General features: G+C 66.1%; 21 protein-coding genes. 12 read left to right on the top strand and 9 right to left on the bottom strand.

Annotated elements, in window-relative coordinates:
• Window positions 1-44: 44 nt before the first annotated feature.
• A complete protein-coding gene (locus ACU0DV_RS13910) occupies window positions 45-602 on the bottom strand; it encodes a CAP domain-containing protein (RefSeq protein ID WP_100928656.1) in 558 nt (185 codons plus the stop codon).
• 171 nt (window positions 603-773) lie between these two features.
• Here ACU0DV_RS13910 and ACU0DV_RS13905 point away from each other — a divergent pair, with 171 nt between their 5' ends.
• Entirely contained in the window at window positions 774-1,370 is a 597-nt protein-coding gene (locus ACU0DV_RS13905; protein ID WP_100928655.1) for a L,D-transpeptidase, read from the top strand.
• A 147-nt stretch (window positions 1,371-1,517) separates the two neighbouring features.
• Window positions 1,518-1,715 (top strand): hypothetical protein, encoded by a 198-nt coding sequence (locus ACU0DV_RS13900; protein ID WP_040604523.1) that lies wholly within the window; start codon window positions 1,518-1,520, stop codon window positions 1,713-1,715.
• A gap of 129 nt (window positions 1,716-1,844) precedes the next feature.
• Here ACU0DV_RS13900 and hemH read toward each other — a convergent pair whose 3' ends face one another.
• Complete coding sequence (gene hemH / locus ACU0DV_RS13895; RefSeq protein WP_100928654.1) at window positions 1,845-2,909, bottom strand: ferrochelatase; 1,065 nt, start codon at window positions 2,907-2,909, stop codon at window positions 1,845-1,847.
• 58 nt (window positions 2,910-2,967) lie between these two features.
• Window positions 2,968-3,786 (bottom strand): SAM-dependent methyltransferase, encoded by an 819-nt coding sequence (locus ACU0DV_RS13890; RefSeq protein ID WP_446241656.1) that lies wholly within the window; start codon window positions 3,784-3,786, stop codon window positions 2,968-2,970.
• Between ACU0DV_RS13890 and ACU0DV_RS13885 the strand changes: the two genes are divergently transcribed.
• Genes ACU0DV_RS13885 through ACU0DV_RS13870 form a run of 4 tightly spaced genes read left to right on the top strand, consistent with a single transcriptional unit; the run spans window position 3,787 to window position 6,091 of the window.
• Window positions 3,787-4,530 carry a ComF family protein gene (locus tag ACU0DV_RS13885; RefSeq protein WP_446273553.1) on the top strand — a complete coding sequence of 248 codons (744 nt, stop codon included), beginning with the start codon at window positions 3,787-3,789 and terminating at the stop codon, window positions 4,528-4,530. It begins immediately after the preceding gene.
• Window positions 4,531-4,569: 39 nt separating this feature from the next.
• Window positions 4,570-4,827, top strand: a complete 258-nt coding sequence (gene grxC, locus ACU0DV_RS13880) for a glutaredoxin 3 (RefSeq protein WP_446241654.1) — start codon at window positions 4,570-4,572, stop codon at window positions 4,825-4,827.
• On the top strand, window positions 4,827-5,663 hold the full coding sequence (locus ACU0DV_RS13875; RefSeq protein ID WP_446241653.1) for a carbon-nitrogen hydrolase family protein: 837 nt from the start codon (window positions 4,827-4,829) through the stop codon (window positions 5,661-5,663). The genes grxC and ACU0DV_RS13875 overlap by 1 nt, the downstream gene beginning before the upstream one ends.
• On the top strand, window positions 5,660-6,091 hold the full coding sequence (locus ACU0DV_RS13870; protein ID WP_100928649.1) for a MarR family winged helix-turn-helix transcriptional regulator: 432 nt from the start codon (window positions 5,660-5,662) through the stop codon (window positions 6,089-6,091). The genes ACU0DV_RS13875 and ACU0DV_RS13870 overlap by 4 nt, the downstream gene beginning before the upstream one ends.
• 103 nt (window positions 6,092-6,194) lie before the next feature.
• Here the strand turns inward: ACU0DV_RS13870 and ubiG are convergent, their stop codons facing one another.
• Window positions 6,195-6,935, bottom strand: coding sequence for a bifunctional 2-polyprenyl-6-hydroxyphenol methylase/3-demethylubiquinol 3-O-methyltransferase UbiG (gene ubiG, locus ACU0DV_RS13865; RefSeq protein ID WP_370311497.1), 741 nt, complete (start codon window positions 6,933-6,935; stop codon window positions 6,195-6,197).
• A 47-nt stretch (window positions 6,936-6,982) separates the two neighbouring features.
• Here ubiG and pip point away from each other — a divergent pair, with 47 nt between their 5' ends.
• From pip to ACU0DV_RS13840, 5 genes are all read left to right on the top strand, one after another.
• Window positions 6,983-7,981: a prolyl aminopeptidase gene (gene pip / locus ACU0DV_RS13860; RefSeq protein ID WP_283981656.1), complete on the top strand. Its 999-nt coding sequence runs from the start codon at window positions 6,983-6,985 to the stop codon at window positions 7,979-7,981.
• 40 nt (window positions 7,982-8,021) lie between these two features.
• Complete coding sequence (locus ACU0DV_RS13855) at window positions 8,022-8,825, top strand: ABC transporter permease (protein WP_446241652.1); 804 nt, start codon at window positions 8,022-8,024, stop codon at window positions 8,823-8,825.
• Window positions 8,822-10,018 (top strand): ABC transporter permease, encoded by a 1,197-nt coding sequence (locus tag ACU0DV_RS13850; protein WP_446241651.1) that lies wholly within the window; start codon window positions 8,822-8,824, stop codon window positions 10,016-10,018. Before ACU0DV_RS13855 ends, ACU0DV_RS13850 begins: the two co-directional genes overlap by 4 nt.
• Before the next feature lie 3 nt (window positions 10,019-10,021).
• Entirely contained in the window at window positions 10,022-11,671 is a 1,650-nt protein-coding gene (locus tag ACU0DV_RS13845; protein WP_283981654.1) for an ABC transporter ATP-binding protein, read from the top strand.
• Window positions 11,672-11,779: 108 nt separating this feature from the next.
• The gene (locus ACU0DV_RS13840) at window positions 11,780-13,330 is read left to right on the top strand and encodes an ABC transporter substrate-binding protein (RefSeq protein ID WP_100928643.1); all 1,551 of its coding nucleotides are present in this window, start codon (window positions 11,780-11,782) and stop codon (window positions 13,328-13,330) included.
• A gap of 211 nt (window positions 13,331-13,541) precedes the next feature.
• Here the strand turns inward: ACU0DV_RS13840 and ACU0DV_RS13835 are convergent, their stop codons facing one another.
• Complete coding sequence (locus ACU0DV_RS13835) at window positions 13,542-15,026, bottom strand: MORN repeat-containing protein (protein WP_446241650.1); 1,485 nt, start codon at window positions 15,024-15,026, stop codon at window positions 13,542-13,544.
• A 145-nt stretch (window positions 15,027-15,171) separates the two neighbouring features.
• Here ACU0DV_RS13835 and ACU0DV_RS13830 point away from each other — a divergent pair, with 145 nt between their 5' ends.
• Window positions 15,172-16,830 (top strand): NAD+ synthase, encoded by a 1,659-nt coding sequence (locus tag ACU0DV_RS13830; protein WP_446241649.1) that lies wholly within the window; start codon window positions 15,172-15,174, stop codon window positions 16,828-16,830.
• A gap of 80 nt (window positions 16,831-16,910) precedes the next feature.
• On the opposite strand, the gene ACU0DV_RS13825 is transcribed toward ACU0DV_RS13830, so the two are convergent.
• From ACU0DV_RS13825 to ACU0DV_RS13810, 4 genes are all read right to left on the bottom strand, one after another.
• Window positions 16,911-17,432: a PRC-barrel domain-containing protein gene (locus ACU0DV_RS13825; RefSeq protein ID WP_100928641.1), complete on the bottom strand. Its 522-nt coding sequence runs from the start codon at window positions 17,430-17,432 to the stop codon at window positions 16,911-16,913.
• 134 nt (window positions 17,433-17,566) lie between these two features.
• Window positions 17,567-17,953 (bottom strand): metallopeptidase family protein, encoded by a 387-nt coding sequence (locus tag ACU0DV_RS13820; protein WP_100928640.1) that lies wholly within the window; start codon window positions 17,951-17,953, stop codon window positions 17,567-17,569.
• Between the two features lie 24 nt (window positions 17,954-17,977).
• The gene (gene thpR, locus ACU0DV_RS13815) at window positions 17,978-18,505 is read right to left on the bottom strand and encodes an RNA 2',3'-cyclic phosphodiesterase (RefSeq protein ID WP_446241648.1); all 528 of its coding nucleotides are present in this window, start codon (window positions 18,503-18,505) and stop codon (window positions 17,978-17,980) included.
• Between the two features lie 63 nt (window positions 18,506-18,568).
• On the bottom strand, window positions 18,569-19,510 hold the full coding sequence (locus ACU0DV_RS13810) for a 1-phosphofructokinase family hexose kinase (RefSeq protein WP_254698402.1): 942 nt from the start codon (window positions 19,508-19,510) through the stop codon (window positions 18,569-18,571).
• Between the last annotated feature and the right edge of the window lie 97 nt (window positions 19,511-19,607).

Below are 19,607 nucleotides of genomic sequence, written 5' to 3'. Positions count from 1 at the left end.
GCGCGTTAACCTTTTGTAAAGGTTGGAGGTTTCGCGGCGAAACCTCAGGTCTGCAGACCGGGCGTCGAGGCCATGCCGGACGCGCCGGTCACTAGGCACCACCAGATCTTGCCGTTGTTTTCCTGATACCAGGCAAAGCCCATCTCCGTCGCGGAGGAATCGAGGATGACGTTGCGGGTCGGCGTCTCTTCCATCCAGGCCGAAAGGGTTTCCAGCTCGGTCTCGTAGGTTTCCGAGATCGCTTCGCCCACGAGCCGGCCGGTGTAGCCCACGCGCTGCACCCGGTCGATCGGCGAGGAGCCGTCGGAGCCGAAGTGCCACGGGCGGTTCTGGACCGACATGTCGCGGGCATGGGTGGCGGCGGCGGCCTGCAGCTTGTTGTCGAGCGTCAGGGCCGGGGCGCCGGAGGCCTGGCGCAGCGCGTTCACCGCATCGAGCATCCGGTATTCGATCTGGCCGCGCTGGCCGGGTCCGATCCGGTAGACGCGGGGCAGGGGTCTGCCGTCCGGTCCGACCCCTCCGCCACCGGTCGGTGCAGGCGACGTGGTGCAGGCTGCAAGCGCTGCGAAGGAGGACAGGATCAGGAAGGCGCGACGGTTCATAGGGACTGCTCTCGCATTTAAGGCGTTTCGACTGCCTTACCGCGCCGTGCGTTGCGGATCAAACGCACATCGGCGTGAAGCTGCGTGATGACAAGCCTTTGAATTGCGACTGAGGCATTCAGGCCATATTATACCCACAGGCAGGACATCCCCTGATCAGGAGCTTGAATCATGGCTGACACGCCACGCTTTACCATTGGCCGCCGTGCATTTCTTGCCGCGACAGCCGCTACCCTTGCGACACCGGCACTGGCACAGGTGAACGGAGCAGGCACGACGGAGATCGAGCGCGAACTGAATTCCTCGGTGCGCCGCAACATCTCCAGCTTCCGGACGCTGAACTGGCAGCCGTACTTCTCGAACCTTTCGAAAGGTGCGATTCTCGTCGATATTTCCTCGCGCGCGCTGCATTACTGGCAGGAAAGCGGGCAGTATCACCTGTACCCGTGCTCGGTTCCGCTGACCGAGGACCTGACGCGCCGCGGCCGCACCTCGATCACGCTGAAGGACCCGAACCCGGACTGGCGCCCGACCCCGGCGATGAAGATCCGCAACCCGGAGTGGCCGGACTATGTCGGCCCCGGCCCGGACAACCCGCTGGGCACCCGCGCGATGCACCTGAGCTGGCAGTATTACCGCATCCACGGCACCCACGACACGCGCAAGATCGGCCGCCGCTCCTCGAACGGCTGCATCGGTCTTTACAACGAGCATATCGAGGCCCTGTACGAGATGGCGTCCGTGGGCACTCAGGTGTTGCTAATTTGACGACACTCGGGCGAGCGGCGAATTTCGCGCGTTAAGAAGCAATTGCAAAGCCTTCGAAATGCTGCTTAGAACGAGTCACGAGGTAAGTCTTGGGTGCCTGTCGTACGGACCACTATGGCCGCGGCAGGCGAATATCTGGAGGATAACATGAAGAAACTCGCACTCGCCGCCGCATTTGCAGCTGCTGCAACTTCCGCAATGGCCGGTTCCTACGCTAAGGACGACGTTGTCATGGAAGTCGAGCCGGTTGTTGTTGTTGAAGAGACCCAGGCGTCTTCTTCTTCCGCAGCTCTGCTGATCCCGCTGCTGCTGATCGCAATCGTTGCGGCTGCTGCTGCTGACTAATCGTCAGAAGCACCCGCAACCGTGCGGGCTTTGAGAATAGAAAAGGCGGTGCAACGGCACCGCCTTTTTCATTTCCGGGTCAAGGTGTGGCGGGTCCGGGGGCGCCTGCCCCAAGACCTGCCTTCTTTTTCAGCGGACCCAGCCTGACAGGTTTTCGCCGATCACCGTGCTGAGCGCCTCGATGTGGGCGTCGTCGTCGTTCAGGCAGGGGATGTAGGTGAAGCTCTCGCCGCCGGCGTGTTCGAAGCTCTCCTTGATCTCCTCGTTGATCTCTTCCAGCGTTTCGATGCAGTCCGCCGAGAAGGCCGGGGCGCAGATGGCGATGCGCTTCACTCCGTCTTCCTTCGCCAGCCGGGCGACCTCTTCGACGGTGTAGGGACGCAGCCAGTCCTCGGGGCCGAACTGGCTCTGGAACGTGGTCTTGATCTGCGAATCGTCCCATCCGAGCCGCTCTTTCAACAGGCGCGTCGTCTTCTGGCACTGGCAGTGATAGGGGTCGCCTTCCATCAGGTAGCGCTGCGGCAGGCCGTGATAGGAACAGATCAGAAGCTCGGGCTTCTGCTCGGCCGCGGCATAGGCGCGTTCGACCGACTGGGCCAGCGCCTCCACGTATTTCGGATGCTCGAAGTAGGGGTCGACGATCCGCGCGGTGGGCTGCCATTTCTCGGCCATGAGGGCGCGGAAGAACTGGTCGTTCGCGGTGCCGGAGGTGGCGCCCGCGTATTGGGGGTAGAGCGGGAAGAACAGGATCTTGCGGCAGCCCTTTTCCACCAGCTCGCGGACCTTCGACTGGGTCGAGGGGTTGCCGTAGCGCATGCAGAAGGCGACCTCCACCTGGTCGCCGTATTCTTCGGCCATGCGGGCGGCGATCTTGGCGGTCTTCGCCTTGGTGATCGTCATCAGCGGCGACTCGTTCGCCTCGTTGTTCCAGATGGAGCGGTAGGCGGCGCCGGAGGTGAAGGGCCGCTTGGACAGGATCACCAGTTGCAGGAGCGGCTGCCATTTCCACGGCGCGTAGTCGATCACGCGGCGGTCCGACAGGAACTCGTTCAGGTAGCGCCGCATGGACCAGTAATCGTGGCCGTCCGGCGTGCCGAGGTTGGCGAGCAGGACGCCCACCTTCCCGGTTGCGACCTTCGGGTGGTCAGAGGGGGCGTGCGCGGGTCGCGTCCCGGTCGTCGTGCCATCCAGCATCGGTTATGTCCCCTTTTTGGAATGTTTCGCCAGCTAGGTATCGCGTCATGCTGGCAGGTCAATCTTTCAACGGCGTTTCCTGCGTACCAAGGGCGTCGGCCAGACGCTTTGCCGCGCTGCCGGGGCGGAGGGGCTGCGGCTGGCTGGCGTCGGGCGCCCAGCCGGTCAGGGTCAGGATCTCGAAGGTGGCGCGGACGCGGTCGTCCTTTGCCGGGTAGCTTTCGGCGTAGATCTCGGCGGCGCGCATGAGGACGCGGCGGCGGGTGAAGCGCCTGATCCGCGCGTCGAGCGCGTTGCCCTCGCCCATGGCGCGGAGTTCCTGCATCAGGTGCAGCGCGTTGCGGTAGCTGACGTCGAGTGGCGCGCTGTCGGCCACCGGCAGGGCCAGACCGGCACGCTGCATCAGGGCGCCCAGATCGCGGATCTCGGCCATGGGCAGGACGCGGGGCGAGAGCCCGCCGGTCACTTCGGCCTCGGCCTGGCCAAGAGCTGCGCGCAACTCGTGCAGCGTCTGGCCGCCGAAGGCCAGCACGAGGGCAAGGCCATCGGGTCTCAGCGCGTGGCGCACCTGGATGAGCTGGCCCACCGGATCGTCGGCCCAGTGCAGGCAGAGCGCGTGGATCACGAGGTCATGGGCGCCGGGGGTCAGGTCGAGGATCTCCGTATCCTCGACAAGGCGCGCCTCCAGGAAGGTCTGCCGCCAGACGTCGGGAAAGGGCGTCACCACGGCGGGGGCGGTAAAGGTCCTGTTAACCATGGCCAGCCGATCCTCCGCCTCGTCCCGCGCAATGTCGTGCAGGAACAGCGCGCCCTTGTCGGCGCGGCGGCGATTGCGGGTCAGGGCGGCCCGGTCGGTCAGGCGGGGAGGGGTGTCCATATGAGAGCAGATAATTTCTGGACCGCGCGGATGCAAACCCTCCTGCAGCTTGTTTATCCGCCGCGCTGCCTGTCCTGCGGCGGGCTGGTGGAGACGGACTTCGGCCTTTGCGGCGCCTGCTGGCGCGAGACGCGGTTCATCACCGGGCTGACATGCGACCTGTGCGGGGTGCCGCTGCCGGGGGAGTCCGGGACGGTGGAGCATTGCGACGACTGCCTGACGGTTGCGCGTCCGTGGGTGAAGGGACGGGCGGCGCTGGTCTATGCGGACGTGGGGCGGCGGCTGGTGCTGGCGCTGAAGCATGGCGACCGGCAGGACATCGCGGCACCCGCGGCGGCGTGGATGGCCCGGGTCAGCCGCGACATGGTGACGCCGGAGACGCTGGTGGTGCCCGTGCCGCTGCACCTGCACCGCCACCTTTCGCGGCGCTACAACCAGTCGGCGCTGCTGGCCCGGGCCTTGGCGCGCAGGCTGGGGATCGACTGGTGCCCCGACGCGCTGGTGCGGCGGCAGGCGACGCCTCTGCTGGACGGAAAGACGCGCGCCCAGAGGTTCGAGGTGCTGTCGGGCCGGATCGCCGTCCGCGCCGGGCGGGAAGGGCTGATGGCGGGCCGGCGGGTGCTGCTGGTGGACGACGTGATGACCACGGGGGCGACGCTCGCCGCCTCGGCCGAGGCCTGTCTGTCTGCGGGCGCACAGGAGGTATGCGTCTCCGTTCTGGCGCGCGTCGCCAAAGACCCCTAAGTTTCCGTCAAAGGTCCATGGACCGAAAGGAAACGCACCATGCAAAACGTCGAAATCTATTCCACCCCGATCTGCGGCTACTGCCACGCGGCCAAAAGGCTCCTGACCTCCAAGGGGGTCAAGTTTCACGAGATCGATGTCATGCGCGAACCCGCGCGCCGGTCGGAGATGATGGACCGCGCCCACGGCCGCCACACCGTGCCGCAGATCTTCATCGGCGAGACCCACGTCGGCGGCTACGACGACCTGGCGGCGCTGGAGCGGGAGGGCAAGCTCGACCCGTTGCTGGCGGGCTGATGCGGGTTGCCCTGCTGCAGATGACCTCCTCGGACGATCCGGGGGACAACCTCGCCACCATGCGCAGGATGCTGAAGGAGGCGAAGGCCGACGGCGCGGAGATCGTGCTGATGCCGGAGGTGTGCAACTGCGTCTCGATGGATCGCGCGCACCAGACGGAGGTCCTGCGGCAGGAGGGCGACGACAGGGTGCTGGCCGGGCTGTGCGCGCAGGCGGCGGCGAGCGGCCTCTGGGTGCTGGCGGGGTCGCTGGCGCTGAAGGCCGAGCCGCCGGAGGACCGCTTCGTCAACCGGTCGTTCCTGATCGACCCCTCGGGCGGCATCGTGGCGCGCTACGACAAGATGCACATGTTCGACGTGCAGGTATCGGAGACGGAGACCTACAGGGAATCGTCGGGCTACGTGCCGGGGTTGCAGGCGGTGGTCGCGCGGACCGATGTCGGTGTCATCGGCCTGACGGTCTGCTACGACCTGCGGTTCGCCTACCTCTACCGCGCACTGGCGCAGGCGGGCGCGGAGATCCTGACCGTGCCGGCGGCCTTTTCACCCGGGACGGGACCCGCGCACTGGATGCCGCTGTTGCAGGCGCGGGCGATCGAGACCGGCTGTTTCGTCCTCGCGCCGGCGCAATGCGGCACACATCCGGCGCGCCATGGCCGGGCACGCAAGACCTGGGGCCATTCGCTGGTGGTCTCGCCCTGGGGCGAGGTGATCCTCGACGCCGGGACGAAGCCCGGGGTCCACGTGGTCGACATCGACCTGTCGGAAGTGGCCGAGGCGCGGCGCAAGGTGCCCGCCCTGACCCACGACCGCGCATTCACGGGTCCGGAGACATGAGCGACGGCAGCGCGCTTGCCATCTCGCTGTTCAGCGAGCTGCTGGTCGCGGACCAGCTGTTGCGGGCGCGGCTGACCAAGGTGCTGCCGAACCGGATGGAGATCTCGCACTTCTCGGTGCTGAACCAGCTTGCGCGCGGCGGCGAGAAGAGCCCGGCGCAACTGGCCCGGTCGTTTCACGTGACGCGGGGTGCCATGACCAACACGCTGTCGAAGCTGGAGATCGCCGGCTACGTGCACATCCGGCCCGACTGGGACGACGCGCGGCGCAAGATGGTGTCGATCTCGCCCGCGGGGCGTTCGGCGCGCGATGCGGCGCTGGCGGCGATCACGCCGCTGATCGACGAGGTGATGACCGACCTTGGCGACGAGAAGGTGCGCGCGGCGATCCCGGTGTTGCGGGAGTTGCGCGGCAAGCTGGAGGGGTAGCGCCCGCGGCCGTGCGGGAGAGGGGGCGCTGCCCCCGCCGCTCCTGCGGAGCGGCTCCCCCGAGGTATTTTCCGCCAAGATGAAGGGTGGGGCCGGGTGCGGTTCAGGACGCGGGGGCGAGCGCGGCGGTCACGTAGTTGACGGAGAGGTCGCGGTCGGAGATCGACCAGCGCCAGGAGACCGGGTTGAACACGTAGCCCTTGCGGTCCACCGGCTCGAGCCCGGCGCGGCGCATGAGGTCGTAAAGCTCGTCCGGGGTGATGAACTTCGACCATTCGTGGGTGCCCTTCGGCAGCCAGCGCATCACGTATTCCGCGCCGACGATCGCCATGGCGAAGCTCTTCGGGTTGCGGTTGATGGTCGAGCAGAGGTGCAGGCCGCCGGGTTTCAGCAGGCGGCGGCAGGCGGTCAGGTAGGCCAGCGGGTCGGCCACGTGTTCGACCACTTCCATGTTCAGCACGACATCGAATCGCTCGCCCGCCTCGGCGAGGTCTTCGGCGGTGGTGTGGCGGTAGTCGATGTCGAGGCCGGACTGCGCGGCGTGCGCCTCGGCCACGGGAATGTTGCGGGGGGCGGCGTCGACGCCCACGACCTCGGCACCGAGGCGTGCCATGGGTTCGCAGAGCAGCCCGCCGCCGCAGCCGATGTCAAGGATGCGCAGGCCCGCGAAGGGTTTTCCGGTGCCGAGTTGGCGGTCGAATTCCCCGGCGATCTGGGTGGTGATGTAATCGAGCCGCACCGGGTTCATCATGTGCAGAGGCTTGAACTTGCCGTTCGGATCCCACCACTCGGCGGCCATTGCCTCGAATTTAGCGATCTCGGATGCGTCGACGGTTGTCGTCATGACATTCCCCATGGTCTTTCCCTATGCTTGGCCAATATAGGTAGGACATGGACAAAATCCCGGGCCAAAAGCGCGCAGCGCAGTATCTATATCCTCCGGTTGACCCGTTCGATCAGCGTACGCTCGATACGGGTGACGGGCATCAGATCTATGTCGAGCAGTGTGGCAACCCCGACGGGTTGCCGGTGGTGGTGTTGCACGGTGGCCCGGGCGGCGGCTGCAGCCCGGCGATGCGGCGCTACTTCGACCCGCAGGTTTACCGCGTGGTGCTGTTCGACCAGCGCGGCTGCGGCCGGTCGAAGCCGCACGCCAGCGTGGTGAACAACACGACCTGGCACCTGGTGGCCGACATCGAGATGATCCGCGAGACGCTGGGCATCGACCGCTGGGCGGTGTTCGGTGGAAGCTGGGGCGCGACGCTGGCGCTGGTTTACGGCATCACCCATCCGGACCGGGTCAGCCACCTGATTTTGCGCGGCGTCTTCATGATGACCAAGGCGGAGCTGGAATGGTTCTACGGCGGCGGCGCCGGGCAGTTCTGGCCGGAACCCTGGGCGCGGTTCACGCACCTGATCCCCGAGGAAGAGCGCGGCGACATGATCGGCGCCTACGCCAAGCGGCTGTTCTGCGGCGACCTGCCGACCGAGACGCGGCACGCGCAGGCCTGGTGCGCGTGGGAGAACGCGCTGGCCACGGTCTATTCCAACGGCAACGGGGGCGAGTCGCCGGGGCACTACGCCCGCGCTTTCGCCCGACTGGAGAACCACTATTTCGCCAACGACGGCTTCCTCGAGCATGACGGCTGGATCCTGGCCAACATCGACCGGCTGAAGGGCACACCGGGGGTGATCGTGCAGGGGCGTTACGACATGATCTGCCCGCCACGCCGGGCATGGGAGCTGGCGCAGGCCTGGCCCGAGGCGGACCTTCGCATGGTGCGCAATGCCGGACATGCGCTGTCGGAACCGGGCATCAGTGCGGAATTGGTCAGAGCAATGGACGAAATATCCCGCCAAGAGGGTTTACATACAATGAGCGGCAGTTAATGTTGACTCCACAGTCAATAAAAAAAGAACCGCAGGGAACGTGAATCCGGTCCTAACCATCATCCTGCAGCGTCTGGCCCTTGGCATCCTGACTCTGTTCATCGTCTCCATCGTGATCTTCGCGGCGGTCAACATGCTGCCCGGCGACTTTGCCCAGGCCATCCTTGGCCAGGGCGCGACCCCGGAAGCGGTCGAGGCGATCCGGCGGGATCTCGGACTGGACCAGTCCCCGGTGGTGCGGTACTTCGAATGGTTGTTCGACGCGCTGAGGGGCGATCTGGGCAATTCCTTCGCGCAGGCGAACTTCTCCTCTTTCGTGGGAACGGACAGCGGCGTGCGGACAACGGTGGCGGCGCAGATCGCGCCGCGTTTTGCCAACACCATGTTCCTTGCGGGCGTCACGGCGGCGATTGCCGTGCCCTTCGCGGTGACGCTGGGTGTGCTGGCGGCGCTGACGCTGACGCTGGTGGTCACGGCGCAGATGATGCGCATGACGCGGGCGGCGATCATCAACCTGCTGGCCTCTCCGTATATCGAGATGGCGCGCCTCAAGGGGATCAAGCCGATGCGGGTGATCGTCCGCCATGCGCTGCCCAACGCGCTGGCACCGATCATCAACGTCATCGCCCTGAACCTCGCCTATCTCATCACCGGCGTGGTGGTCGTCGAAGTGGTGTTCGTCTACCCGGGCATCGGCCAGCTGTTCGTCGACAGCGTGAAGATCCGTGACATCCCGGTTGTGCAGGCCTGCTGCCTGATCTTTGCCGGGGCCTACATCCTGCTGAACCTGACGGCGGATATCATGTCGATCCTGACCAACCCCCGTCTGAGGCACCCGAAATGAGCATCTGGATCAAGGTCCTCATCGCGCTTGCCCTCGTGGCGGCGGCCGGCTGGCTTTTCCGCTTCGTCGGGCAGAAGGCGACCGGCAACAAACCCTACTTCCGCGACATGAACTATGCCGTGGCCTTCGGTTACGCGCTGGGCGTCGCGGTGATCATCGGCGGCATCTGGCTGTACTTCCAGCCCAAGGCGAACGAAGCGGGGGCGCCCGTCGCCTCTGTCCTTTATTTCCGCTGGACGGTGCAGGGGGTGGGCATCGCGGCCGCCGGGGCCTTCCTGTTCCGGCTGGTCGGGCGGCACGTGGGCACGGCCGGCACGCGGAAGCTGTTCCAGCACATGCCGCTGACCGCGGCCTTCGGCATCCTCGTGATCCTGATCTACGCCTTCCTCGCGATCTTTGCCGGGGTTCTGGCGCCGCACGGGCAGGAGCAGGTCTTTGGCCAGGCCAACATCGTGCCGGGCGGCAATCCGGCGGTGGGCGGCAACCCGGATTTCCCGCTGGGCACCGACCAGATCGGCCGCGATATCCTGTCCCGTCTGATCTACGGTGCACAGAACACGGTGGGCATCGCCTTTGCCACGACGGTCCTGGCCTTCCTGCTGGGCGGTACGCTGGGCTTCCTTGCCGCGACGCTGCAGGGCTGGATGGACCAGGTGCTGAGCCGGGGCGTCGATGTGCTGATGGCGATTCCGTCGCTGATCTTCTCGCTCCTGCTCATCACGGTGGCGAGCGCGTGGGTGTCTGGCACCGGGCTGACGATGGCCATGATCCTCATCATCGCGGTGATCGATTCGACGCGGGTGTTCCGTCTGGCGCGCGCCGTGGGGATGAACATCGTCGTCATGGACTATATCGAAGCGGCCAAGCTGCGCGGCGAGGGCCTGCTGTACCTCATCTTCAGAGAGATCCTGCCCAACGCCACCGCGCCGCTTCTGGCGGAGTTCGGCCTGCGGTTCTGCTTCGTCTTCCTGACGATTTCCGCGCTGTCGTTCCTTGGCCTCGGCATCCAGCCGCCGCTGGCCGACTGGGGGACGATGGTGAAGGACCTGTCGGCCTTCATAAACTACGCGGGTTTCGCGCCGCAGATCGCCGCCGCGCCGCTGCTGGCCGCGGGTGCCATTGCCCTGCTGACCGTTGCGGTGAACTTCGTGGTGGACTGGATGCTGCACCGAAGCTCGGGTCTTAAGGAGTAAGGAATGTCCGATCTGCTTGTCGAAATGCGCGATGTGCGGATCGAGGGGCGATCCGACGACACCTGGACCCCGATCATCAAGGGCGTGGACCTGACCCTGAAGAAGGGCGAGGTCCTTGGCCTGATCGGCGAATCGGGGGCGGGCAAGTCGACGCTGGGCCTTGCCGCCATGGGGTTCTGCCGCGACGGCGTGCGGATTTCCGGCGGATCGGTGACCTTCGACGGGATCGACCTGCTGGCCGCGAGCGCGGAGACCAAGCGCCAGCTACTGGGCAAGCGCATCGCCTACGTGGCGCAATCGGCCGCGGCGTCCTTCAACCCGGCACACAAGCTGATCGACCAGCACACCGAGGCGCCCGTGCAGCACGGCGTCGCGTCGAAGTCCGAAAGCGCCGAGGACGGGGTGGAGCTGTACCGCCGCCTGCGTCTGCCCAATCCCGAAGAGATCGGCTTTCGCTATCCGCACCAGGTGTCTGGCGGCCAGTTGCAGCGGGCAATGACGGCGATGGCCATGGCCTGCCGTCCCGACCTCATCATCTTCGACGAGCCGACGACGGCGCTGGACGTGACGACGCAGATCGAGGTGCTGGCCTCCATCCGGGACATCGTCGAGCAGTTCGACACGGCGGCGATCTACATCACGCACGACCTGGCGGTGGTGGCGCAGATGGCCGACCGCATCAAGGTTCTGCTGAAGGGTGACGAGGTCGAAGAGAACGAAACCCGCGAGATGCTGTCCCACCCCAAGGAAGACTACACCAAGAGCCTCTGGGCCGTGCGGGAGTTCGTGCGCCCGGCCAAGCCCGCGCCCGCGCTGGATGCGACGCCGGTGATCTCGGTGCAGGGCGTGACGGCGGCCTATGGCCAGATCGACGTGCTGCACGATGTGAGCTTTGACATCCACGCGGGCCGGACGGTGGCGGTCGTGGGCGAAAGCGGGTCGGGCAAGTCGACCACCGCGCGCTGCATCACCGGGCTTCTGCCGCCGCGCATCGGGCGGATCGAGCTGGACGGAGACGTGCTGCCCCCGGACTATCGCAAGCGGTCGCGCGACCAGTTGCGGCAGATCCAGATGATCTACCAGATGGCGGACACGGCACTGAACCCGCGCCAGACCATCGGCGAGATCATCGGGCGTCCGGTGGAGTTCTACATGGGCCTGCGCGGCCGGGCAAAGCGCGACCGGGTGGCGGAGCTGATGGAGCAGATCGAGCTGCCCGCTAAGCAGTACCTGCACCGCCTGCCGTCCGAGCTGTCAGGCGGGCAGAAACAGCGGATCGGGATCGCCCGCGCGCTGGCCGCCGAGCCGAAGTTCATCATCTGCGACGAGGTGACGAGCGCGCTCGACCAGCTTGTGGCAGAGGGCATCCTGCGTCTGCTGGCGCGGTTGCAGGACGAACTGGGCCTGTCCTACATGTTCATCACCCACGACCTTGCGACCGTGCGCTCCATCGCCGACGAGGTGGTGGTGATGAAGGACGGCGAGGTGGTCGAACAGGGCCCCAAGGCCGAGATGTTCAGGCCGCCGCACCATCCCTACACCGACCTCCTGCTGTCGTCGGTTCCGGAGATGGACCCGGACTGGCTGACGAACCTGCTGACGGAGCGTGGCGTGGACAACATCGGCGACGCCGCCGTGACCAGGATGGACTGACGGAAGGCGGGCATCGCTCGCGGGAAATTGCGTTTAAACTGCACGAAGAATCATTAAGTTCCCAACGGCCTCCGGGCTGCGGGGAGATAAAAACAGGGAGACGAAACAATGACACGTATCAGCAGACGCGGACTACTGACCACGGGTGCCGCTGCCGGTGTGCTGGCGGCCTCCGGCCTGCCCCTGCGCGCCCAGGCCAAGAAGGGCGGCCGCCTGCGGGCCGGCCTGTCCGGGGCCAACACCTCGGACAACTGGGACGGGCGGACACACTCCGACCTGTTCATGATCGCCTCCGCGCAGGGCGCGGTGTTCGACAGCCTGACCGAGATCGCGCCGGACGGCTCGCTGCGCGGCGAGCTGGCGACCGACTGGGAAGCGACGCCGGACGCGAAGACCTGGACGTTCAACCTGCGATCGGGCGTGACCTTCCACAACGGCAAGGCCTTTGGCGCGGACGACGTGATCGAGTCGCTGCAGATGCACATCGCGGAAGGCGCGAAGTCCGCCGCGAAGCCCATCGTCGAGCCCATCGTCGAGATGAAGAAGACCGGCGACCTGCAGGTGCAGCTGACGCTGGCCGAAGGCAACGCCGACCTGCCCTACCTGCTGTCCGACTACCACATCCTGATCTACCCGGCGGGCATGATCGAGGAGGCCATCGCCAAGGGCATCGGCACCGGCCTCTACCAGGTGCAGTCGTTCGAGCCGGGCGTGCGCTTTGTCGGCACCCGTTATCCCGACCACTACAAGGGTGACGAGGCGGGCTTCTTCGACGAGATCGAGTACATCGCGATCAACGACAACACCGCCCGCATGAACGCCCTGATGACCGGCCAGGTGGACGCCATCAACCGGATCGACTTCAAGACCGAGGCGCTCCTGAAGGCGAACCCGATGATCCGGATCCAGGAAGTGACGGGCAACCAGCACTACATCTTCCCGATGCTGACCAACCTGGCGCCCTACAGCGACGTCAACGTCCGCAAGGCGCTGAAGCACGGCATCAACCGCCAGGAGATGGTGGACAAGATCCTGCTGGGCCACGGCCAGGTGGGCAACGACAGCCCCATCGGCCCCGCCAACCAGTACTACCTCGAGATGGAGCAGCTGGCCTACGATCCCGACAAGGCGAAGTTCTACCTCAAGGAAGCCGGGATGGAGTCCATCGACATCGACCTCTCGGCGTCGTCGGCGGCGTTCGAGGGTGCGGTGGATGCGGCCCAGCTGTTCCAGGCCTCGGCCAAGGCGGGCGGCATCAACATCAACGTGGTGCAGGAACCGGCGGACGGCTACTGGTCGAACGTCTGGCTGAAGAAGCCGTTCTGCGCTTCCTACTGGTCGGGCCGCGCGACCGAGGACTGGATGTTCTCGACCGCCTACGCGGAAGGTGCGCCGTGGAACGACAGCCAGTGGGGTTCGGAAGACAGCGCCCGTTTCCAGGAGCTGCTCGTGAACGCCCGTGCCGAGCTCGATTCGGCGAAGCGCCGCGACATGTACGGCGAGATGCAGATGATCCTGCGCAACGAGGGCGGCGTGCTGGTGCCGATGTTCGCGAACTATGTCCAGGCGATCTCCAACAAGGTCGCGAGCCCGGACAAGGTCGGCAACCTCTGGCAGATGGACAACGCCCGCATGGCAGAGCGGTGGTGGATGGCCTGAGCCGTCACCCGTGCCGACAGTCTTTACCGGAACCAAGGAACGCCCCGCCTTCGTGCGGGGCGTTTTCGTTTGGTTTCAGGGGCGCTTGAATTGGGATCGCCGGGCTGCGTGATGCAGGTGGGGACGCCTCCGGCGGAGGTATTTTCGCCAAGATGAAGGGGCGGGCCGCGCCTGATGAGGGCGTCGGTCCGTTGTCCGTGCCGGTCGGGGATTACTCGCTGGCGGGCGGATCTTCGGGGGTGGTGGCGGTGTCTTCGGACCCGGGGGCATCCCCTGTCCCGGCGGTGCCGGGGGCGGGCGTGGTGGTGCTGTTGCGGGTCAGCGCGCCGCCGATCCATTCGCCGGTGGCCTGTTCGCCCGTGGCGTAGCGCATGGTGCCTTCGCCCTCGCGCTTGCCATTGCGGAACGAGCCTTCGTAGACATCGCCGTTGGTGTAGGTGGCGACACCCTCGCCGTTGATCTCGCCGTTGGCCCAGGCGCCGACGTAGCGGAAGCCGGTGGGCATGGTGATCGTGCCCTGGCCGTGGCGCAGCCCGTCGCGGAACTGTCCCTCGTAGACCGTGCCGTCCGGGTAGGTGGCGGTGCCCGCGCCGTGGCGTTCGCCGTCCTGCCATTCGCCCTCGTAACGGTAGCCGTCGGGATAGGTCATGATGCCGAAGCCGTCGTTGCGGGCGTTCACGAAGCCGCCCTCGTAGCGCAGGCCGTTCGGATAGGTGGCGATGCCCTTGCCGTCGATCACGCCGTCGACCCAGGTGCCTTCGTAGGTGGCGCCGTCGGGGTAGGTGATCTTGCCGGTGCCGTTGGCGAGATCGCCGGTGAACTCGCCTTCATAGACCGAGCCGTCGGGGTAAGTGACCTTGCCCTGCCCCTCGATCTGGCCGGTGATCCAGTTGCCCTCGTAGCGGTAGCCGTCCTTGCCGATGAAGGTGCCGATGCCGTGGCGCTGGTCGTTGTTGAACTCGCCGTCGTAGACGTCGCCGGACACGTAGGTGACCTTGCCTTGGCCTTCGCGGCGGCCGTCGACCAGTGCACCTTCGTAGACGTCGCCGTTGGGCTGGGTGAGCTTGCCGTTGCCGTCGATCTGGCCGTCGCGCCAGGTGCCTTCGTAGATCAGGCCGTCGGGCATCTCGAGCTTGCCCATGCCGTCGCGTTCGCCGTTGGCCACGCGGCCTTCGTAGACCGAGCCGTCGGGGTAGGTGATCTTTGCGGTGCCTTCCTTGACGCCGTTCACCCACTGACCGTCGTAGACGTAGCCGTTGGGCGCGGTCATAACGCCCTTGCCGTGGTGCAGCGCGTTCCGGAAGGCGCCCTCGTAGCGGACGCCGTTGGCGTAGGTTGCCACGCCCTGCCCGGTGATCTTGCCGTCGAGCCACGAGCCTTCGTAGGTGCCGCCGTCGGCGAAGGTGATCTTGCCCATGCCCTCGGGTTTGCCCTTGGCGAACTGGCCTTCGTAGATCGAGCCGTTGGGAAAGCGGGCGACGCCCTCGCCGCGGATCTCGCCCTCCACCCATTCGCCGGTGTATTCGTAGCCGTTGGGCAGGCGGTAGGTGCCGCGCCCGTGCTGGAGCCCGTCGAGGAAGGTGCCTTCGTACACCCCGCCGTCGTCGTATTCCTTCGTCACCACGTCCTCTTGGGACATGGCGGCAGAGCCCAGTGCGAGGGCGCCCAGAACAGACAGAATGCGAACGGTTTTCATGGCCTTGCCGCCCCCTCCCAGCGGGTGATTGAGGTCCCCCGAGTGGTAAAGGACGCGATGCCCCGGGGCAATGTCTTTTGCCATGGTGCGCTTTTCACCACCGCAAGCTGCCGCTATGTGGAGGACGACGACGAAAGGATGCGCGATGACCGACCGGTTCCGCCTGACGATGGCACAGCTCAATCCCACCGTGGGGGATCTTGCCGGAAATGCCGCGAAGGCGCGTGCCGCGTGGGAGGAGGGACGCGCGCAGGGCGCCGACCTCGTGGCGCTGCCCGAGATGTTCATCACCGGCTACCAGGCGCAGGACCTGATCGTGAAGCCGGCCTTCGTCAATGCGGCCGTGCGCGAGATCGAGGCGCTGGCAGAGGCCTGCGCGGACGGCCCCGCGCTGGCCATCGGCGGGCCCTGTCCCGAAGGCGCGAAGCTGCACAATTCCTACTACGTCCTTCAGGGCGGCAAGATCGCTGCCGTGACGCACAAGTATTTCCTGCCCAACTTCAACGTGTTCGACGAGGTGCGGCTGTTCTCGCGCGATCAGTTGCAGGGGCCGGTCAGCATCAACGGCGTGCGCGTCGGCATGCCGGTCTGCGAGGATGCGTGGTATCCGGACGTGGTCGAGGCGATGGAGGAATCTGGTGCGGAGATCCTCGTGGTGCCGAACGGCTCGCCCTATTTCCGCAACAAGTACGAGACCCGCCTGAACAAGATGATCGCCCGGGTGATCGAATCCGGGCTGCCGCTGGCCTACCTGAACATGGTGGGCGGGCAGGACGACCAGGTGTTCGACGGCGGCTCCTTCGTGTTGAACCCGCACGCACGGCTTGCCGTGCAGCTGCCGGTGTTCGAGGAGGTCACGACCACCGTCGATTTCGTCCGTGGCGACGAAGGCTGGAAGGCGGAGGAAGGCACATTCGTCACCCATCCCGGCGCGTGGGAGCAGGATTACAACGTCATGGTCCTGGCCTTGCGCGACTATTGCCGCAAGACGGGATTCGGCAAAGTCCTGCTGGGTATGTCTGGGGGCGTCGATTCCGCGCTGGTCGCGACCATCGCCGTGGATGCGCTGGGGGCGGAGAACGTGCGCTGCGTGATGCTGCCGTCCGAATACACCTCCGAACATTCGCTGGAAGACGCCAAGGCCTGCGCCAATGCGCTGGGGTGCCGGTACGATTTCGTGCCGATCAGCAAGGGACGCGACGCGATCACCGAGACGCTGGCGCCACTGTTCGAGGGCACCGAGCCCGACCTGACGGAGGAGAACATCCAGTCGCGCCTCCGCGGGCTCTTGCTGATGGCGCTGTCGAACAAGTTCGGGGAAATGCTGCTGACCACCGGCAACAAGTCCGAGGTCGCGGTGGGCTATGCCACGATCTACGGCGACATGGCGGGCGGCTACAATCCGATCAAGGATCTCTACAAGACCCGTGTGTTCGAGACCTGCCGCTGGCGGAACGCCAACCATCGCAGCTGGATGAAGGGCCCGGAGGGCGAGGTCATCCCGGAACGGATCATCACCAAGCCGCCCTCGGCGGAACTGCGCGAAGACCAGAAGGACAGCGACTCGCTGCCCGATTACCCGGTGCTTGACGCGATCCTCGACATTCTCGTGGATCAGGACGGGTCGGTGTCGGATTGCGTGGCAGCGGGCTACGACCGCGAGGACGCCATGCGGGTCCAGCATCTGCTCTACATCAGCGAATACAAGCGGTTCCAGTCCGCGCCGGGCGCCCGGCTGACCAGCCGCGCCTTCTGGTTGGACCGCCGCTACCCGATTGTGAACCGCTGGCGGGACGAAGGCTAGGACGCATCGCGCCCAACCTGCGGATCGCGCACGAAAAAAGGGGCCCGCGATGGGCCCCTTTCTCATGGAATGGAACTGGATCAGTCCCAGAAACCTTCGTCGATGCCTTCCTTGGCTTCGAGGTCTTCCTCGTTCAGGCGGGTCACGACGGCGTAGGTCTTGTCGTCGACCGGCACGAGTTTCACGTCGGTCATTTCAAGCAGCACGTGCTTGTCACCGATGTCGAGGAAACCACCGACCTCGGCCACGACGCCGATCATCTGGCCGTTGGAGTCGAGCACGATGTCCTCGATCTCGCCGATGTCGTTCCAGTCGGCGCCAACCTCGGTGTACTGCATGTCCCAGGCGGAGCCTTCGTCCATGGCTTCGTTCATGGTGTAGATGTCACCGCCGGTGATGTCGCGGGTGCGGATCAGCTTGGCGCCGGAGTCCATGCCCGTGTCCATCGAGGAATCGGTGTTCGCGGTTGCGTCTGCTTCCTGCGTCATCGTCGTCTGATCGGTCGCCTTCGCGGCGTCGCCTTCTGCGTTCGTGTGGCTTTCAGCGAAAGCGCCGGTTGCGGCCACGGTCAGGGCGAGTGCGGATGCGTAAAAAGTCTTCATGGTGTTGCTCCCATTGTCTTGCTTCTGGGGGGTCAACGGCTGTTACGGCGACACGTTCCACATTGTTTTCAAAGAAATTTTTTCGAAAAACATGGAACCATTTGCTAATTCTGCGCACGAAATGCCGTGTTTCCCTACTCCCACCAGGGATCGATCACCGCGATATCCTCGTCGGACCACCCGAAGTGATGCGCGATCTCATGGACCACCACATGGGTGATGAGATCGGTCAGGTCGACCTGCCGTTCGCGCCACTCCTCTAGGATGGGCTTGCGGAACAGCCAGACGGTATCGGGATAGGGGGAGGGGTAGGTGACCGACTTCTCGGTCAGCGGGATGCCTTCATAAAGGCCAGTCAGCTCCAGCGGGTCGTCGATGCCCATCTCGTCGAGGATGCGGCGGGGCGCCCAGTCTTCCACCCGCAGCACCACGTCCGCCGTGCCGGCGCGAAACGGCTCGGGCAGATCGTTCAGTGCGGCGCGGGCGATCTCGTAGAAAGTGTCGGCGTCGGTGCGGGTCATGGCCTGCAGATAGGCATCCGCGCGTCAGACCACCAGCGGGTAGACGGCCAGCGCCTCGTAAATCGCGCCGTCGCGGTTCAGGTGTGACCGGAACAGCCCGAAGGAAGTGGCGACCACCGGACCGACAGAGGCACCGGCCAGCACCGACAGCGCGCCGGAGGCATCCGCACCGCCCTTCAACCGCGCCAGCGTCACGTGGGGGCGGAAGCGGCGCCGTTCGACCGTCACCCCGGCGCTGCGCAGGCGGGAGCGTACCCTGTTGAACATCTCCGTCAGTGCCTTGCCGCCGTCCGCCTCGAGGCCCACGGCCTGCCCGCTCTTGCCGCCGAACAGCGCGGCACCGGACAGGGTCAGGGGCACCGCCGGGGCGCGCAGGGTGGACAGCGCGTCATGCAGCGCCTCGACCGCCTCGTCGGGCTGGTCACCTAGGAAGGCCAGCGTCAGATGCAGGTTCTCTTCGGGTACGGGGCGTCCGACCGGCAGGCGTTCCTGAAGGGCAGTCAGCGGTCCGCGGGCCTCCGGGGGCAGGGAAAGGGCGATAAACAGGCGCATGAGGCCTTACCTGCCACGTTGACTCCCGCATGGCCATATTCCGGAATGGAAACGCTGTGTCCGTCAGAACTGGGTCAGGGTCGTCCGCGGCAGGAGGAGCTTGTAGTCCTCCGGCAGGCAAAGCTGGGTTCCGGGGCTCATGACCGCCGCCGCCGCCGCCGCCGCTCCGCGACGCAGCGCCTCCGGTGCGGGATGGCCCTGCGCGAGGCTCATGGTGAAGCCGCCGACGAAGCTGTCACCGGCACCAATCGCAGAGACGACGACATCGTTGGCGGCAGAGGTGTGCCACAGCCCGTCCGGTCCGGCCATGACCGACCCGTCCTTGCCGCGCGCGATGATGACGATCTCGGCCGCACCGCGCTTGCGCAGGTTCTCCGCGTAGGCGGCGCTTTCGGCGCGGGTCTCCAGCCCCTGACCGGAGAGCGCCTTGGCCTCCGCACTGTCCATGCGCAGCACGTAGGGCGCGGGCTGCGGCGCGGTGGCCTGGTGTTCGAGATGCTCGCCCGAGGTGTCGAGGATCACCCGGCGTGTGCCCAGCCGGATGCAGGCGCGGGTGACGAATCCGGGCGCCGCCCCGGGCGGCATGCTGCCCGACAGGACGACGAAGGCGTCGGGGTCGCATTCGGTGTCGATGGTGTCGAGCATGGCGTCGAGTTGCGACGTGCTCCACGCCGGTCCGGGCAGCACGAAACGGTACTGGTCGCCGTTGGTGGCGTCGGTGACGGCAAAGCTCTGCCGCGTCTCGCCGGGGCCTTCGATCCGCAGCACGTCGAGGTGACGGGCGTGCAGCTCGCGCTCCAGCGCCGCGCCCGTCGGCCCGCCAAGCGCCACCAGCGCCCGGGCCTTGCCGCCCAGCTGGGTGATGGCACGCGCCACGTTGACGCCGCCGCCGCCCGGTTCGACCGTGGGTTCGGTGCAGCGCAGCTTGACCCCGGGCGTGACATTCAGCGCCGAGGTGGCGACGTCGAGCGCGGGATTGAGCGTGACGGTCAGAACTTGGGACATGGACGGCCTTTCCTTTGCGGCCACCATGCCGCGCCGTGTCCGGGGGCGCAAAGCGGAAATGTCCCGCCGGACCCTGCCATACCTAGACAAAATGCCC

The sequence above is a fragment of the Sagittula sp. genome, assembly GCF_052825245.1.
The sequence above is the reverse complement of the archived record's forward strand: the minus strand, read 5'-3'. Positions and strand labels throughout refer to the sequence as shown.